The sequence below is a fragment of the Rhodovarius lipocyclicus genome (genome assembly GCF_009900765.1).
Classification (GTDB): Bacteria; Pseudomonadota; Alphaproteobacteria; order Acetobacterales; family Acetobacteraceae; genus Rhodovarius; species Rhodovarius lipocyclicus.
Map to the genome: position 1 here is coordinate 1 of NZ_JAAABL010000002.1, position 15,849 is coordinate 15,849.

The following is a 15,849-nucleotide window of genomic DNA, read 5'->3' on the forward strand; positions in this document are numbered from 1 at the left end:
TGACCACCGTGCCCGCCTGGTCATTCGTGCTGGCCGCCGTGTTGCTCATCGAACGCGCCGTCGCCTCCAGCTCCGTCGAGGCGGAGGACAGCATGCCCGTCAGCTCGCCGATCTGGCCCTCGAAGCCACGCACCAGGCCCGCCAGATGCTCCGCACGGCGTTCCTTCACCTGGCGCTCCGCCTCCTGCGCGGCGGACAGGCGGTCGGCCTCCGCCGAGCGTTCCCGCAGCTTGCCGACGGCGCGCGCCATCTCGCCCAGCTCATCGGGGCGGTCGGTGCCGGGCACGGTCACGTCCAGCGCGCCGTCGGCGATGTGGCCCACGGTGTCGGTCAGCGCGCGCATCGGCTGCACCAGCCGCCGCAGCAGGAACCACAGGCTGCCCAGGATCAGCAGGCTGGTGACGGCCAGCAGGCCCAGCGCGCCCAGCAGCATCAGCCCCGCCTGGCGGGTGTTGGCCGCGACCAGCGCCACCGCCTCATCCAGCGCGGCGTCGCGCATGTCGAGCAGGGCGGCCTGGGCCGGCGCGCTCCAGCGGCGGATCTCGTTGCTGGTCTGGCTCCAGCTTCCCGCGGGCGCCGCCCGGCCGATATGCGGCGCGGCGGGCGCGATCAGCGTCGTCAGGCGGGAGTACAGCTCCTCGCTCTTCGCCGTATAGGCGCTGGCCGCCGCCTGCAGGCGCGGGTTGGCGCCCAGCACCGCGATCAGCCGCCGCACCGTGTCGGATGCCTGGGCCATATGGCCCAGATTGGCCAGGGCGGCGTTGAATTCCGGCCAGGCGATGGGCCGGCCGTCGATCCAGCGGAACAGCAGCACGGTGGCGCGCCCTGAACGGTCCCGGTGGTCCATCACGGAGGAGGAGATCTCGATCAACGGCGTGGCACCGGGCTGGCTGACGGCGAGCACCCGCGCGATCCGCGCGGCTGGATCGACCAGCTTGCCCGCCAGTTCGTTGCGTGCCTGGGCCAGATCGGCCGAGAGCCGCTGGTCGCGCTGGTCCACCGGGCGGGCGAAGGCTTCATCCGCGCGCTGGCGCAGGCCGGACAGTTCGCGCGCGATCTGGGTGGGGATGGCCACGCTGTCCGCCCCCAGGGAGGAAGCCGGCATGATCTCGGCCAGCCTGGCCAGCAGCCGGTCGGCATTGGGGCGCGGGGCGCGCAGCACCGGCAGGTCGGGCGCCGGGTTGCTCATGGAACTGGTGTATTGGCCCACTTCCAGGATCAGCACGGTTTGGGCCCGCTGCAGCACGCTGATGGCTTCCGTATCCACCGAGGCCTGCCGCGCGGCCCGCCAGGTGTCGAAAGCGTGGCCGGCCGCGAAGAGGGATGCCAGCACCCCAGGCAAACCAACCGCGCAAAAACCGGCAAGGAAGAGAGTCCGAATTCTCATCGGCAAGGGCCTCCGCAATGGATCGGCTTCCTGGATAGCGGCCCGTTATGAAGAGGAGATAAAGCGCCCGCATGAAAAGGCGAATGGCGCGCCATTGCGCAAAAGCCGCGCCTGCTCCGTCATCGAGCGGGCAAGATGGCCGTCTTGGCCAAAAATGTAGTATGAAGATATGTAGTTTGCGGATTTATGTAGGATATAAAGCTGCGTCCCGCCTTCTCCGACGGGCGTCACCCTCCCGCAGGAGCATGCCGCCATGCAGCGCCGCACTTTCCATATCCAGATGGGCGCGGCCCTTGCCGCCTCGGTCTTCGCCGCCCCCGCCCGCGCGGCCAGCCTGCCGGCGTTGATCAACCTGGTGGTGCCCTTCTCCTCCGGTGGCGGCGCGGACCAGTTGGCGCGGGACTTCGCGGAGGCCGCCGGCCTGCGCGACAGCACCATCGTGGTGGACAACAAGCCGGGCGCCAACGGCGCCATCGCCACCCGCCAGGTGGCGCGGCAGCGGCCGGATGGCACCACCATCCTGCTCGGCACCTCCAGCACCCAGGCGCTGGGGCCCTTGTTCCAGAACGCCGCGGCCGACCCGGTGAACGAGTTGGCCCCCATCACCCTGCTGGCCGAAACCGCCAATGCCTTGGCTGTCTCGGCCGACGCGCCCTGGCGCACGCTGGAGGAATTCCTGGCCGCCGCCCGGCGCGGCGCCCTGACCTATGGCACCTTCGGCACCGGTTCCTCCGCGCATCTGTACGGGGTTGTGCTTGCTTCCGGCGCGGGGGTGGAGCTGGAGCACGTGCCCTATCGCGGCTCCAGCCAGGCGATGGCCGACCTGCTGGGCGGGCATGTGCAGGCCGTGTTCCTGACCACCAGCGCGCTGGATGGCCAGGCGCGCGCCGGGCGGGTGCGCGTGCTGGCCGTGACCGGCGGCCGCCGCACCGGGCTGTTCCCCGATGTGCCCACCTTCGCCGAGCACGGCATCCGCGACCTCGATTTCAACGGCTGGTTCGCGCTGTTCGGCCCCAAGGGGCTGGACGCGGAGGTGACGGAGCGCTTCGCGCGGATCAGCGCCGAGCTTGGCCGCAATACCGCCTTCACCCAACGCATGGCCCAGCAGGGCTACGACTGGGTGGGCTCCACCCCCGCGCAGCTGGAGGCCGAGCACCGCCGCTCGGTCAGCCTCTATCGCCGCATCCTGGCCGCCAACCCGATCACGCCCTGAGCACCATGCGCGAAACCGTGCCCGATGAGGCCTCCCCCCTGCGTAAGGAGGCGGAGGACGAGCTGCGGCGGATGATCCTGTCCGGCCGTTTCGCCCCTGGTGAGCGGATGAAGGAACGCGAACTGGTGGAGCTGCTGGGCATCAGCCGCACCTCCATGCGTGAGGCGCTGCGGCGCATCGAAGCCGAGGGCCTGATCACGTTGGAGCTCAACCGCGGCCCCGCCGTCACCCGCGTCACCTATGAGCAGGCCGAGGAGATTTACGAGGTCCGCAGCAGCCTGGAGGCGCAGGCCTGCGCGGGCTTCGCGCTGCGGGCCTCCAGCGCCGACGTGGCGCGGCTGCGCCAGGCGCATGAGGCCCTGCGTGTGGCCTCGGCCGCGGGCGATGTGGAGGGCGTGCTGGCCGGCAGCGATGCTTTCTACGGTGCCATCCTGCGCGGTGGCGGCAACAGCGTGCTGCGGGACATGCTGCGGCAATTGCAGAACCGCGTGGTGTTCCTGCGCCGCACCTCGCTGTCCGAAGCCGGGCGCATGCCCGAGACCTTCATCGAGTTGACCGCGATTTTCGAGGCGCTGCTGGCCCGCGACGAGCAGGGGGCGGCCAAGGCCTCCATCCATCATGTGCGGCAGGCGAGCCGTGTGGCGCTGCGCGCGATCCGGCGGAAGGACGCGACCGCCGGATAGGACCGCACGGGGGGAACGGGCCGGCGCCGCGTGAAGCGGCGCTGGGGCGCGGTCAACCCCGCCCCAGCGTCCGCTTCACCAGCGCATACCCCTGCTCCTGGTGAAACCGCACCGCGGGTTCCGAGAAATCATAGTCGCGCGACGACGCCTCCCCATCGCGCCCGTCGCGGACGAAGCGGGTGATCTCCATCCCCACCCCGTCGCCCATCCGCTGGATGTATTGCGGCCATTGCCGCACCCGCGCCCGCACCGCCGGGCCCGCCAAGTCCAGGATGTTCTCCACCAGCTCCCGGTACGCGCCGGTTAGCTCCTGCAACCGCACATCGCTGCGCACCCGCTCGGCGTAGAGGATCTCATCCCGCCGGGCCAGCACCTCCATCATGTTGCGCGGCAGGGCGCGTTCGCCGGCGAACAGGTCCACGATGAACACCCGCTTGCCGTCCGGCCCGCAGCGATCCATCACGATATCCAGCGGCGAGTTGCTGATCACCCCGCCATCCCAATAGGCATTGCCGCCGATCTCGGTCCAGGCGAAGCCCGGCGGCAGGCTGCCACTGGCCAGGATGTGGTCCGGCGTCAGGTCATCGACATAGCTGTCGAACACCTCCAGCCGGCCGGTCGCCACATTCACCGCCCCCACCAGCAGCCGCACCGGGCTGGCCCGCAGCTTCGGGAAGTCCACATAGCGCGCGATCAGCTCCCGCATCGGGGCGGTGTCGTAGAAGCTGGTCCAGCTTCCCGGCAGTGTCATCTCGCCCCCCGGCATCCAGCGCGGGCGGAAGAAATTCGGCACGCCGAAGGCCAGGATCTGCGCGGAGGCGAAGGCGCTCGCGGCCTCCGGCGGCAGCCAGCAGGGCACCTGCACCGCCAGCTCCGACCAGAAGGATTCCAGCGCCGCCGTGGCGCTGCGCGGGTTGCCCGCCACGATCGCCCCGTTCAGCGCCCCGATGGAAATGCCGGCCACGATGTCGGGGAAGACCTTCTCCTCCTCCATCGCCTTCACCACCCCGCATTCATAGGCGCCCAGCGCCCCGCCGCCCTGCAGCACCAGTACGGTCTGGGTGTGGATGCGGTTCAGCGCGAAATCCGGGTCCCGCAGCTTGGCCTCGGCGGCCTCCAGGTTCACGCGGTAGCGGATCAGCCCTTCCGCCGCGCGGGTTTCCTCCACCGGCCGGCCGATGGAGAACAGCGCCCGCGGCACCTGGTCCTTCAGATAGAACAGCGCGAAGGACTTCTCCTCCAGCGAGCCGCGCGGCACGCGCTCCAGCGCGCCCTCCGGCATGCCCAGCATGCTGAAGGTGAAGGCGCCCATGTAGCAGTAGAAATAGGAAATCTCGTCATAGCGCCGCGCCTGGCCCAGCATGTTGCGCGCCGCCAGCCGGCCCTGCTTCACCGCATTGTCCCAATGCTCGATATGCCGGCGGCAGGCGAAGACCGGGTCCTGGAAGCTGGTCACGTCCCCCGCCGCGAACACGCCCGGCGCGCTGGCCCGCAGCTGGTCGTCCACCACCACCAGCCCGCGGTCGAGCGCGAGGCCGCTGTCCCGCAGGAACTCCGTCGCCGGGGCCACGCCCACGCTGACCATCAGCAGGTCGCAGGGCAGATGCCGGCCGGTGGTGGTGACCACGCCGCGCACATGATCCTCGCCCTGGATGGTGGTCACGCTTTCGCCCAGCAGCAGGGCGATGCCGCGTGCCTCGGCCTGCTGGCGGGCATAGTCGGAGATCTCGGGCGCATCGACATGGCGCAGCAGCAGGCCGCCCATCTCCACCACCGTCACCGCCATTCCCAGCTCCGCCAGGGTCATGGCGATTTCCATGCCCAGGAAGCTGCCGCCCAGCACCACGGCCTGTTTCGCGCCCGCCGCGATCTCCCGCCGCACCGCCTCCAGCTCCGCCCAATGGCGCAGGTGATGGATGCCGGGCAGGCTCTCGCCCGGCAGGCCCAGCGCGCGCGGATGCGCGCCGGTGGCGACCAGCAGCTGGCCATAGCGCAGCTGCTCCCCCGCATCGGTCGTGACCAGGCGCTGGGCCGTGTCCAGCGCCACGGCGCGGGTGTTCAGCGCCAGCTCGATCTTGTGCTCGCGATAGAAGGCCTCAGTGTGCAGCAGGGCCGGAGCCGCGCCCAGTAGGCCCTGCTTGGAGAGCATGGGCCGTTGATACGGCGCCACACCCTCCGCCGACAGCATCAGGATGGTGCCGGTGGCGCCCTCCAGGCGCAGGGTCTCGGCGGCGGTGGCGGAGGCCGCGCCCCCGCCCAGCAGCAGATACTCCACATCACGCGGGGGCATGCGGCTTTCCGTTCCGGGTGCGGGGATCAGTTGCCGCCCGGGTCCCAGGCCGGCGGCCGGCGGCCCCAGTAATAGGGCTGCGGCCGCGGCTGCGGCGCATAGCGCGGTGCCTCACGATAGCCCCGCCCGTAATAGCCGGGCGGCGGGGGCGCCACGCAGCCCGCGATCAGCACCGCCAGGGCCAGGGCCAGCAACGCGCGCATCAGCGGCCCGTCCCCACGAAGGTGGAGAGGCCGCCGCCGATGCTGATCGTGGGGCCATAGGCGCCGGTGCGGCCCTGCCGATCTCCCTCATCCGGGGGCGGCGGGGCCGCGCAGGCGGCCAGGGCCAGCAGCAAGGGCAACAGAATGCGCATAGCCGATGATATGCGCGCCCCACCCCCTCAGGGCAAGGCAATCCCCCGCCCGGCATAGAAGCGCGCGAAATCCGCCACCCCCAGCCGCGCATCCCGCCGCGTGGCCACCGTATCGCCGGAGGGGTTGTGGAAGCGCAGCCGCCCCTGCCGGTCCTGCCCGAAGACCAGCACCAGATGCCCGCCGCGCCGGGGCGGCTCACGCCCAGGCCAGCGGATCCAGGGATGGACGGAGGCGATGAACATCCCGCCCCCCGCCAGCAGCGCGGGAATCCCCTCCGCCGGCACATCCACCAGCACCCGGGCCGGAATGCCCTGGCTGGCCAGCCAGGCCACGGCACCGGCATAGATCAGGCCCTTGATGTCGCCGTCAGGGGCCTCGACGTAACCCCCATGGGCCTGCACGGCACGGCGCAGGGCGTGAATGCTCTCCTGCCGGCCGCGCGCGGCCAACGCCATGCGCAGGCAGGCCATGCCGCACAGATGCTCGGCCCAGCGGGCATATTCATCGAGCGTTTCGGCGCCGGAAGCGGCCCAGCCCGGGTCCGTGGCCGGGGAACGGCCCGCGAGGAAAGCGCGGATCAGCGCCGGGGATTCCCATTGGGCGAAATAAGGGGGTGAGGGCATCGGTCGCGTCTACCACTTGGGGGCGTGGTCCGAGAGGGGCTTTGCCCCCCTCGGGCTCCCCCCACCAAAGGCCGAAAGGCCCTTGGAACCCATCTATTGGCGCTTCACCTTGGCAGGCCGGGCGCCATTTTTATGATAAAATTCAATGGGAAACACCTTGCCACGGTGTGGTGCCAAACTGATGGGGTGCAGGGGCCTTTCGGCTCCTGCCGGGGGTCCAGGGGGCAGCGCCCCCTGGTAGCCACTTGTCCAGGGGGCAGCGCCCCCTGGCCTGATCACCCATTCAGGTGGCACGCGCTGAGATGCCCCGGCGCGATTTCCTTCAGGGCCGGCCGTTCCAGCTTGCACCGGTCCATCGCGTGCGGGCAGCGCGGGTGGAAGTGGCAGCCTGACGGCGGGTTGAGGGGCGAGGGGATTTCCCCCTTCACCGCCGTGAAGGCCCGCTTGCGGCTTTCGATGCGCGGCACGGAGGCCAGCAGCGACTGGGTGTAGGGGTGGTTGGCGTGCTGGAAGATTTCTTCCGTCGGCGCCTGTTCCACCACCCGGCCCAGATACATGATCACCACCCGGTCGCTCAGGTGTTCCACCACGCCCAGATCGTGGGAGATGAACAGGTAGGTCAGGTCCAGCTGCCGGCGCAGGTCCATGAACAGGTTCAGCACCTGCGCCTGGATCGACACGTCGAGTGCCGCCACCGCCTCGTCGCAGACGATGAATTCCGGCTGCACGGCCAGCGCGCGGGCGATGCCGATGCGCTGGCGCTGCCCGCCCGAGAACTGGTGCGGGTAGCGCGACTTGAAGGCCGGATCGAGGCCCGCGCGGCGCATCTGCTCATCCACATAGGTGCCGAAATTGGCCCGCGTGGTCAGCCCATGCACCAGCGGCGCCTCGCCCACGATCTTGTCCACCTTCATGCGCGGGTTCAGCGACGCATAGGGGTCCTGGAAGATCATCTGGGTGGCGAGCTTGGCCTTCTTCGCCTCCTCCGGCGTCATGTGGCGCAGGTTCTTGCCGCGCCAGTACACCTCGCCATCGCTGGTGGGCATGATGCCGGCGGCCATGCGGCCCAGGGTGGATTTGCCGCAGCCGGATTCACCGACCAGGCCCACCACCTCACCCTTGCGCACCGAAAGGTCCACGCCATCGACGGCGTGCACCACTTCCTCGCGCATCGGGAAGCCGGCCTTCTTCAGCACGCGGCCCGCCAGGTCCAGCTTCTTCTCGAACCGGCGGGAGATGCCGCGCAGTTCCATGATGAATTCGCTCATGCTTCCGCTCCCTGATGGGGGTGGACGCAGCGGGCGAGGTGCCCGGGCGAGAGTTCGGCAAGGTCGGGCATGGTCTCGCAGGCCGCATCGGCGCGGGTGCAGCGCGTTTTGAACGCGCAGCCCGCGGGCAGGGAGAGCAGGGAGGGCGTCATGCCCGGGATCTGCCGCAGCGGCTCACCGCGCTTGTTGCGGCTGGGCACGGAGCCGATGAGGCCGTGGGTGTAGGGGTGATAGGGGCCGTCGAGCACCGTATTCACCTCGCCCTGTTCCACCACCCGGCCGGCGTACATCACCGCGATCTCGTCCGCGAGGCCCGCCACCACCGACAGGTCATGCGTGATCCAGACCAGGCTGGTGCCGAGGTTGGTGGCGAGCTTCTGCACCTCCGCCAGGATCTGGCCCTGGATGGTCACGTCGAGCGCCGTGGTGGGCTCGTCGGCCACGATCAGGTCGGGGCGGTGCAGCAGGGCGATGGCGATCGCCACGCGCTGGCGCATACCGCCCGAGAACTGGTGCGGATAGGATTTCAGCCGCTCATCGGGGCTGGGGATGCCCACCATGCCCAGCGCGTCGCGGGACCGCTGGCGCGCTTCCTCCCGCGAGCAATTGTCGTGGGCCAGCACCGTCTCGATCATCTGGGTATCGACGCGCAGGACCGGGTTCAGCGTCATCATCGGGTCCTGGAAGATCATGGCGATGCGGTTGCCGCGCAGGCGGCGCAGCTCCTCCTCGCCGAGGCCCACGATGTTCTGGCCCTTGAAGCGGATCTCGCCCGAGACGATGCGCCCCGGCGGGTCCACCAGCCCCAGGATGGAAAAGCCGGTGACGGTCTTGCCCGAGCCCGATTCGCCCACCAGCCCCAGCACCTTGCCGCGCCCGATGGAGAAGGAGACGCCATCCACCGCCTTCACCACGCCGGCGCGGGTGAAGAAGTGGGTGCAGAGGTTTTTGACTTCGAGGGTGTTCATCTTACTTCTTCAACCTCGGGTTCAGCACGTCTCGCAGCTGGTCGCCGACCAGGTTGATCGACACGATGGTGATCAGCAGCGCGATGCCCGGATAGAAGCTGATCCAGTACTTGCCCGAGAGCATGTACTCATACCCGTTGGAGATCAGCAGCCCCAGCGAGGGCTCCGTGATCGGCACGCCGAGGCCGAGGAAGGACAGCGTGGCCTCCAGCGCGATGGCGCGGGCGATCTGCATGGTGCCCACCACGATCAGCGGCGGCAGGCAGTTCGGCAGCAGGTGCCCGAACAGGATGCGGCGCGGCGGCAGGGCCAGACAGCGCGCGGCCTCGATGTATTCGCGCTGGCGTTCCACCAGCGCGTTGCCGCGCACGGTGCGGGCGTAATAGGCCCATTCGACCACCACGATGGCGAACACCACGTTGAAGATGCCCTTGCCCAGGAAGGCAAGGATCATCAGCGCCGCCAGGATGGCCGGGAAGGAGAGCTGGAGATCGACGAGGCGCATGATCAGCGTGTCGGTCTTGCCGCCGACATAGGCGGCCAGCAGGCCGAGCGTGGCGCCCACGGCCGCCGCGATGACGGCCGACCCCACGCCCACCACCAGGGAGATGCGCAGCCCGTACATGATGCCCGAGAGCATGTCGCGGCCCTGGTCATCGGTGCCCAGCCAATGGGTGATGCCGGAACCGCCGACGCTGCCCGGCTCCAGCCGGCCGTCCATGATGTCCAGCACCGCCAGGTCATAGGGGTCCTGCGGGGCGATCAGCGGCGCCAGCAGCGCCACCAGAACGATGATGGTGAACACCACCAGCCCCAGCACGGCGAGCTTGGAGGCGAAGAATTCGGAGACGAAACGCTGGAAGGGCGTTTCCACCCGGGGTGCGGTTGTCGCGCTCATGCCTTGCCCTCCAGCCGCACGCGCGGATCCAGCAGCGTGTAGACGATGTCCACCACCAGGTTGATGATGATGAACATCAGCACGATCATCATCAGATAGGCGACGATCACGGGCCGATCGAGCACGTTGATGCTGTCGATGATCAGCTTGCCCATGCCCGGCCAGGCGAAGACGCTCTCGGTGACGACCGAGAAGGCGATGGTGCCGCCCAGCTCCAGCCCCAGCACCGTCACCACCGGGATCATGATATTCTTGAACACATGCACGAAGGTGATGCGGAAGGGCGTCAGCCCCTTGGCGCGGGCGAACTTCACGTAGTCCATCAGCATCGTCTCCCGCACGCCGGCGCGGGTCAGGCGGATGACCAGGCTGATCTTGAACAGGGACAGGTTGATGGCCGGCAGCAGGATATGCGCCAGCCCGTCGGCGGTCAGGAAGGACCAGCGCGTGCCGAACAGCAGCGCGGTTTCGCCGCGGCCGGTGCTGGGCAGCCAGCCCAGCTGCACGGCGAACAGCATGATCAGCATCAGGCCCACCCAGAAGCTGGGCAGCGAGAAGCCCAGGATGCTGCCGGCCATGATGGTCTTGCTGAGCCGCCCCTCCGGCTTCAGCCCGGCATAGAGGCCGAGCGGCAGGCCGATCAGGATGGAGATGAACATGGAGCCGAAGGCCAGCTCCAACGTCGCGGGCATGCGTTGCAGGATCAGCTGGATGGCGGGTTCGTTGAACACGAAGCTGCGCCCCAGGTCGCCTTGCAGCGCGCGCCCCACGAACACCGCGTATTGCTGCCACAGCGGCAGGTCCAGGCCGAGGGCGCGGACGGCGCGCTCACGCTCCTCCTGGTCCGCGTCCGGCGAGATCAAGATCTCCACGGGGTCGCCCACCGCGTAGACGCCGAGGAACACAAGCAGGCTCATGGCGACCAGCACGAAGCCGGATTGCATGAGCCGTCGGAGGAGGTAAAGCGCCATGTTATCCTACTTGGGTAAGCGGCCCGCTGGTCCGCCTCCCCCGGGGGCCGGGAGAGGCGGGCAGGGCGCTAGTTCGCCGGACGGACGTCCTGCGCGCGGGTTAGTTCATCCGCGCGCGGGGTGACGGTGAAGCCGCGACGCGCGGCCCAGACATTGGTCTGGATATGCAGCGGAATGACCGCCACATCGTCCAGCGCCATGCGTTCCAGCGCGATCAGCTGCTGCTCACGCGAAGCGGGGTCGAGGTTTTGCGAGGATGCAGCGAGGCCCGCATCCAGCTGCGGGTTGCAGTAGCGCCCGCGGTTGCTGGCACCGAGGCCGGTGTCGCGGTTGAAGCAGGCGATCAGATTGCGCAGCGGGTGGCTGCCATCGGGGTTCATGCCCCAGCCCAGCAGGAAGGCCGAGAATTCCTGCCGGCCGGCGCGGCCCACGAAGGTGGCCCAGGTCTGGGCCTCCACCGCCGTGCGCACGCCCGCGCGCGTCCACATCTGGCCGATGGCCTGGATGATGCGCGCATCGTTCGGATAGCGGTCGTTCGGCCCATGCAGGGTGATGCGGAAGCCGTTGGGATAGCCGGCCTCGGCCAGCAGGCGGCGCGCGCCCTCCGTGTCGAAGCGCGGCACCGGATAGCCGGGGATGTGGCTGTGGATGCCCTGGGCCAGGAACTGGCCGGTGGCGGTGGCGCTGCCTTCCATCACGCGCTCGACGATGGCGGGGCGGTCGATCGCCATCGACAGGGCCCGGCGCACCCGCAGGTCCTTCAGCGGGTTGCGGGGCAGGGGCCGGCCGTCATTGTCGGTGATGAAGGGGCTGCCGTCCTCGCGCATGTGGTCGAGCGAGAGGTAAATCATGCGCAGGCCCGTGATCTCCTGCAGGGAGACACGGTTGTCGCGGCGCAGCCGCGCGATGTCGGCCGTCGGCACCTGGTCGATCACGTCCACATCGCCGGCCAGCAGCGCGGCGGTGCGGGCGCTGTCGTTGGTGATCATGCGGTAGGCCACGCGGGCGAAGGCCGGGCGCTCACCGAAATACTGGTCGTTGCGCTCCAGCTCGATACGGTCGCCGTTGGCGTGGCGCACCATGCGGAAGGGGCCGGTGCCGACCGCCAGCTCGCCGGAGTTGAAGCGCTCCGTGGTGGCGCCTTCATGCGTCTCGCGGTCGAGGATGAAGATGTTGGTCATATCCATCGGCAGCAGCGGGTACGGCGTGGCCGTGTGCAGGCGGATGGTCAAGGGGTCCACCACCTCGACGCGCGTGATCGGGCGCACGAAGGTGGTGAAGGAGGCCGGGCTGTTCGGCACATTGGGGATGCGGGCCAGCGTGAAGGCCACGTCATCCGCCGTGAACTCGCGGCCGTTGTGGAAGCGGATGCCCGGGCGCAGCTTGAATTCCCACACGGTGGGCTCGACCGCCGTCCAGCTCAGCGCCAGGCCCGGCTGCATGCGCGCCAGGTTGTCGGTCTCGACCAGGCGCGAATAGATCATGCTGGCCGCCGCGTTGTTCGGCGACAGCTGGTGATAGTGCGGGTCCAGGCTGGTCACCGGCGCACCCACGGCCATGGTCAGATTCTGGGCGTGCGCGGCACCAATACCCGCAGCCAGCGCCAGCCCTATGGCAGCCGCTTTCCAAAGCATCCCCGTCTCCCTGATGACGAATTTGTCACGCGCTCCTAGCAGCTTGTCCATCTGGCCGCTAGGTAAGGGGGCATTGCATCAGGCCCCGGGGGGCTCGGCAATGCCTAAACTCAAGGCAGCGCCGAAATCCCGCCGGTTTCCAGCACGGAGCCTCGCCATGACGATTTCCCTCCACCGCCGCGCCCTGGCGCTGGGCGCCACGGGCCTTGCCGCGGCTGCCGCCGGCCAAGCCCGGGCCCAGCAGGCCGCGCTGACCATCGCCACCGGCGGTTCGGTCACCAGCCTGGACCCGCATTACTTCAACGCGGCGCCGAACTCCGCGCTGGCCACGCATTTCTTCGACACCTTCACCCGCCGCACCGCCACCGCGCAGATCGTGCCGAGCCTGGCCGAGAGCTGGCGCGTGGTGGAGCCCACCGTATGGGAATTCAAGCTGCGCGCCGGCGTGAAGTGGCATGACGGCCGCCCCCTGACGCCCGAGGACGTGGTCTTCACCGTCGCCCGCGCGCCGGCGGTGCCGAACAGCCCGGGCGGCTTCGGCGGCTTCCTGCGCAGCATCGCGCGGGTGGAGGTGGTGGACCCCCTGACCCTGCGCTTCCACACCCGCTACCCCAACCCGATCCTGCCGAACGACCTCGCCTCCATCTTCATCATCAGCAAGCATGCCGGTGAGGGTGCCGCGACCGAAGACTATAACAGCGGCAAGGCCGTGATCGGCACCGGCCCCTACAAATTCGTCAGCCACCGCATGGGCGACCGCACGGAGATGGAGCGCAACCCCGACTATTGGGGCGGTCCCCAGCCCTGGGCGCGCGTGACCTATCGCTTCATCGCCAATGACGCGGCGCGCACGGCCGCGCTGATCGCGGGCGACATCGACGTGATCGACCAGGTGGCCAGCAGCGACCTGGCGCGGCTGAAGCGCGACGCCCGCATCCGCGTGGCGGAGACGGAGGGCCTGCGCTGCGTCTATCTGATGCCGGACTACAGCCGCACCGGCCCGGTGCCGGGTGTGACCGACAATGCCGGCACGCCACTGCCCGCCAATCCGTTCCTGGATGTGCGGGTGCGCCAGGCGCTGAACATCGCCATCGGGCGCGACGCGATCGCGGAGCGCATCATGGAAGGCCAGGCCACCGCCACCCGCCAGTGGCTGCCGCCCGGCACCTTCGGCTACGTGGCCGATCTGCGCCCGGGCCCGGCCGATGTGGACGGCGCGAAGCGCCTGCTGGCCGAGGCCGGCTTCCCGCAGGGCTTCAAGCTGGTGCTGACCACGCCGAACGACCGCTTTCCCAACGATTCGCGCATCGCGCAGGCAGTGGCGCAGAACTGGTCGCGCATCGGCGTGCAGACCAGCGTGGACGCGCTGCCCTGGGCCAGCTTCTCCACCCGCAGCGCGCGGCAGGAATTCGCCATGCGGCTGACCAGCTGGGGCAGCTCCCCGGCGGAGGCCAGCTACACCCTGGCCAATATCCTGCATACCTATGACCGGGACCGCCGGACGGGTGCCTCCAACTCCGGCCGGTTCTCCAGCCCGGAGCTGGACGCGATGACCCAGCGCGCCCAGGCCACCATGGACGACGACGACCGCCGCAAGCAGCTGGAGGACGCGGTGCGCTGGGTGGCGAACAACGCGCCCATCATGCCGGTGGTGCAGCTGATGCACAGCTGGGCCAGCAAGCGGAACCTGGTGGTGACGCCGCGCATGGACGAGCGCACGACGGCGCTGGAAGTGCGCCCGGCCTGAGGCCGCTCAGCCGGACATCGTGACGCGGCCGCGATAGCTCGGCCGCTCACGCATCCGGCCATGCCATTCCAGCAGGGCCTCGCAGCCCTCTGGGATGGGCAGCTGCACGATCCCGGCGAACAGCATGCCGCCGATCAGCGCGATGTCCGCCATCGAGAAGGCGTCGCCCGCCACATGGGGCTGCCGCCGCAGCACCCCGTCGAAGTATCGCAGCCCGCGCAGCGCCCGGTCGCGCTGGCGCAGGCCCCATTCCGGGTTCTGGTACAGCTCCACATCCGGCCCCAGCCCCGGGGTGGCGTGGTGGAAATAGACGCTGATGGGGTCCAGCACCTCCAGCTCGGCGCGCTTGTTCATCATGTGGATCATCCCGGCATCACGCGGGGTGGCGCCGGTCAGGGTGGGCGGGCCCGCCAGCGTGTCCAGGTACTGCGTGATGGCCGTGCATTCGGCGATGAAGCTTCCATCCGCCAGTTCCAGCACCGGCAGCGTGCCGGAATAGTTCTTCTCCAGGAATTCCGGCCGCTTGTGATCGCCCTTGTACAGGTCGACCGAGCGGAAGCGCACGCGGTCCGCCAGGCCCTTCTCGGCCAGGGCGATGCGCACCCGCGCGGGGTAGGGGCCGGTGGCCCAGTCGTGGATGGTCATCATGGGGTTGTCTACCTATCACATGGTAGGCAACCGGTAGGGCTTCCTGCTCGGCCTGTCCAGCCCTATCTATCAATTGGTAGGCAAGGGGTGCGGCGATGAGTGCGAGCGCGAAGGAGGCGATCCTGGCCGCGGCCAGGCGGGCGGCGCAGGCGCATGGCTATGGCGGGCTGAACTTCCGCGACCTGGCGGCGGAGGTGGGCATCAAGTCGGCCAGCATCCACTATCACTTCCCCACCAAGGCCGATCTGGGCGCCGCCGTCGCCCAACGATACCGGGAGGACGCGGCCGCCAGCCTCGAAGCCCTGCGCGCGGAGGCGCCCGACGCGCTGGCCGCCCTGCGCCGCTATCCGGAAACCTTCCGCCGCGCCCTGCTGACCGGGAACCGCATGTGCCTGTGCAGCTACCTGGCCGCCGAGCATGACGACCTGCCCGAACCGGTGCTGCGGGAGGTGCTGGCCTTCATGGAGGCGAATGTCGCCTGGCTGGCCAGGCAGTTGGCGGAGGCGGGGGTGGTCCCGGCCAGCCAGGCGGAACCGCGCGCCCGTGCCATGATGGCGGCCATCGCCGGCGCGCAGCTGATGGCGCGCAGCCGGGCGGAGGTGGCCGTCTATGACACGCTGATCGAGGGGTATCGCCAGGCGGGGCTGCTGCCGTAGCCATTGAAAGTATGCGGTAACCAGGCCGCCCTTATCCTTGCGTCGCTTTGCCCGCCGTAAGGAAACGACTCGTGTCCCACACTGCCGCGCCCCGCACCGTCGACGCCGATTCCGGCATGCAGGAGGGCACGATCTTCGTCGATCGCCGGGCCCTGGCCTTCAAGGAGCGCGCGCTGTGCGGCGCGCTGAATGCCCTGTGGAAGGAAAACAGCACCGGCGTGCGGGCGGCGGGCGCCAAGTTCCTGACCGCCCAGCAGCAGGTGATCCTGACCCTGAACGTGGGCGAGCAGACGGAACACCGCACCCTGGGCGCCGCGGAGCTGGCGCCGCTGCTGATCGGCTATTGCATCGGCGCGCGGCTGCCGCTGCCCGCCAGCGCGGTGAAGACCGTGACGGTGAACCCGGGCGGCGTGCTGCTGGATTTCATGCTGGCCTATTCCACTATGCCCCCCTATCGCGGCATGAAGACCCCCAGCGCGCGGGTGCTGGGGGAGTGGACGCGCTAAC

16 protein-coding genes are annotated in these 15,849 nt (G+C 69.4%); 5 read left to right on the forward strand and 11 right to left on the reverse strand.

Going from position 1 to position 15,849, the window contains the following annotated elements; translation table 11 throughout:
- A partial coding sequence (locus GT007_RS02855) for a HAMP domain-containing protein (RefSeq protein ID WP_160120067.1) occupies nt 1–1,333 on the reverse strand: 1,333 nt, incomplete at its 3' end.
- Nucleotides 1,334–1,640: 307 nt separating this feature from the next.
- On the opposite strand from GT007_RS02855, the gene GT007_RS02860 reads away from it, so the two are divergent.
- Nucleotides 1,641–2,600, forward strand: coding sequence for a tripartite tricarboxylate transporter substrate binding protein (locus tag GT007_RS02860; RefSeq protein ID WP_160120068.1), 960 nt, complete (start codon nt 1,641–1,643; stop codon nt 2,598–2,600).
- Between the two features lie 5 nt (nt 2,601–2,605).
- Nucleotides 2,606–3,283, forward strand: coding sequence for a GntR family transcriptional regulator (locus GT007_RS02865; RefSeq protein ID WP_160120069.1), 678 nt, complete (start codon nt 2,606–2,608; stop codon nt 3,281–3,283).
- Nucleotides 3,284–3,335: 52 nt separating this feature from the next.
- Here GT007_RS02865 and GT007_RS02870 read toward each other — a convergent pair whose 3' ends face one another.
- From GT007_RS02870 to GT007_RS02910, 9 genes are all read right to left on the reverse strand, one after another.
- Nucleotides 3,336–5,573 (reverse strand): FAD-dependent oxidoreductase, encoded by a 2,238-nt coding sequence (locus GT007_RS02870; RefSeq protein WP_160120070.1) that lies wholly within the window; start codon nt 5,571–5,573, stop codon nt 3,336–3,338.
- 26 nt (nt 5,574–5,599) lie between these two features.
- On the reverse strand, nt 5,600–5,776 hold the full coding sequence (locus GT007_RS02875; RefSeq protein ID WP_160120071.1) for a hypothetical protein: 177 nt from the start codon (nt 5,774–5,776) through the stop codon (nt 5,600–5,602).
- On the reverse strand, nt 5,776–5,928 hold the full coding sequence (locus tag GT007_RS02880; protein WP_160120072.1) for a hypothetical protein: 153 nt from the start codon (nt 5,926–5,928) through the stop codon (nt 5,776–5,778). Before GT007_RS02880 ends, GT007_RS02875 begins: the two co-directional genes overlap by 1 nt.
- Before the next feature lie 27 nt (nt 5,929–5,955).
- A complete protein-coding gene (locus tag GT007_RS02885; protein WP_160120073.1) occupies nt 5,956–6,552 on the reverse strand; it encodes a cysteine peptidase family C39 domain-containing protein in 597 nt (198 codons plus the stop codon).
- Nucleotides 6,553–6,827: 275 nt separating this feature from the next.
- Entirely contained in the window at nt 6,828–7,820 is a 993-nt protein-coding gene (locus GT007_RS02890) for an ABC transporter ATP-binding protein (protein WP_160120074.1), read from the reverse strand.
- Complete coding sequence (locus tag GT007_RS02895) at nt 7,817–8,788, reverse strand: ABC transporter ATP-binding protein (protein WP_160120075.1); 972 nt, start codon at nt 8,786–8,788, stop codon at nt 7,817–7,819. The genes GT007_RS02890 and GT007_RS02895 overlap by 4 nt, the downstream gene beginning before the upstream one ends.
- A gap of 1 nt (nt 8,789) precedes the next feature.
- On the reverse strand, nt 8,790–9,686 hold the full coding sequence (locus tag GT007_RS02900; RefSeq protein ID WP_160120076.1) for an ABC transporter permease: 897 nt from the start codon (nt 9,684–9,686) through the stop codon (nt 8,790–8,792).
- Nucleotides 9,683–10,657 (reverse strand): ABC transporter permease, encoded by a 975-nt coding sequence (locus GT007_RS02905; RefSeq protein WP_160120077.1) that lies wholly within the window; start codon nt 10,655–10,657, stop codon nt 9,683–9,685. Before GT007_RS02905 ends, GT007_RS02900 begins: the two co-directional genes overlap by 4 nt.
- 68 nt (nt 10,658–10,725) lie before the next feature.
- Entirely contained in the window at nt 10,726–12,216 is a 1,491-nt protein-coding gene (locus GT007_RS02910) for an ABC transporter substrate-binding protein (protein WP_328798930.1), read from the reverse strand.
- A gap of 232 nt (nt 12,217–12,448) precedes the next feature.
- On the opposite strand from GT007_RS02910, the gene GT007_RS02915 reads away from it, so the two are divergent.
- Nucleotides 12,449–14,038, forward strand: coding sequence for an ABC transporter substrate-binding protein (locus GT007_RS02915; RefSeq protein WP_160120079.1), 1,590 nt, complete (start codon nt 12,449–12,451; stop codon nt 14,036–14,038).
- A 6-nt stretch (nt 14,039–14,044) separates the two neighbouring features.
- On the opposite strand, the gene GT007_RS02920 is transcribed toward GT007_RS02915, so the two are convergent.
- On the reverse strand, nt 14,045–14,686 hold the full coding sequence (locus GT007_RS02920; protein WP_236571464.1) for a glutathione S-transferase: 642 nt from the start codon (nt 14,684–14,686) through the stop codon (nt 14,045–14,047).
- A gap of 95 nt (nt 14,687–14,781) precedes the next feature.
- Between GT007_RS02920 and GT007_RS02925 the strand changes: the two genes are divergently transcribed.
- Together GT007_RS02925 and GT007_RS02930 are read left to right on the forward strand one after the other, a co-directional pair.
- Entirely contained in the window at nt 14,782–15,342 is a 561-nt protein-coding gene (locus GT007_RS02925; protein ID WP_160120080.1) for a TetR/AcrR family transcriptional regulator, read from the forward strand.
- Between the two features lie 71 nt (nt 15,343–15,413).
- Nucleotides 15,414–15,848, forward strand: a complete 435-nt coding sequence (locus GT007_RS02930; protein ID WP_160120081.1) for a hypothetical protein — start codon at nt 15,414–15,416, stop codon at nt 15,846–15,848.
- Nucleotide 15,849: the final 1 nt, after the last annotated feature.

Bases quoted from the DNA above. Each gene is read 5' to 3' on its own strand.
- GT007_RS02885 (WP_160120073.1), bottom strand. From the start codon at position 6,552: ATGCCCTCACCCCCTTATTTCGCCCAATGGGAATCCCCGGCGCTGATC.
- GT007_RS02860 (WP_160120068.1), top strand. From the start codon at position 1,641: ATGCAGCGCCGCACTTTCCATATCCAGATGGGCGCGGCCCTTGCCGCC.
- GT007_RS02915 (WP_160120079.1), top strand. From the start codon at position 12,449: ATGACGATTTCCCTCCACCGCCGCGCCCTGGCGCTGGGCGCCACGGGC.
- GT007_RS02900 (WP_160120076.1), bottom strand. From the start codon at position 9,686: ATGAGCGCGACAACCGCACCCCGGGTGGAAACGCCCTTCCAGCGTTTC.
- GT007_RS02905 (WP_160120077.1), bottom strand. From the start codon at position 10,657: ATGGCGCTTTACCTCCTCCGACGGCTCATGCAATCCGGCTTCGTGCTG.
- GT007_RS02870 (WP_160120070.1), bottom strand. From the start codon at position 5,573: ATGCCCCCGCGTGATGTGGAGTATCTGCTGCTGGGCGGGGGCGCGGCC.
- GT007_RS02865 (WP_160120069.1), top strand. From the start codon at position 2,606: ATGCGCGAAACCGTGCCCGATGAGGCCTCCCCCCTGCGTAAGGAGGCG.
- GT007_RS02890 (WP_160120074.1), bottom strand. From the start codon at position 7,820: ATGAGCGAATTCATCATGGAACTGCGCGGCATCTCCCGCCGGTTCGAG.
- GT007_RS02880 (WP_160120072.1), bottom strand. From the start codon at position 5,928: ATGCGCATTCTGTTGCCCTTGCTGCTGGCCCTGGCCGCCTGCGCGGCC.
- GT007_RS02925 (WP_160120080.1), top strand. From the start codon at position 14,782: ATGAGTGCGAGCGCGAAGGAGGCGATCCTGGCCGCGGCCAGGCGGGCG.
- GT007_RS02920 (WP_236571464.1), bottom strand. From the start codon at position 14,686: ATGATGACCATCCACGACTGGGCCACCGGCCCCTACCCCGCGCGGGTG.
- GT007_RS02895 (WP_160120075.1), bottom strand. From the start codon at position 8,788: ATGAACACCCTCGAAGTCAAAAACCTCTGCACCCACTTCTTCACCCGC.
- GT007_RS02910 (WP_328798930.1), bottom strand. From the start codon at position 12,216: ATGGCCGTGGGTGCGCCGGTGACCAGCCTGGACCCGCACTATCACCAG.
- GT007_RS02875 (WP_160120071.1), bottom strand. From the start codon at position 5,776: ATGCGCGCGTTGCTGGCCCTGGCCCTGGCGGTGCTGATCGCGGGCTGC.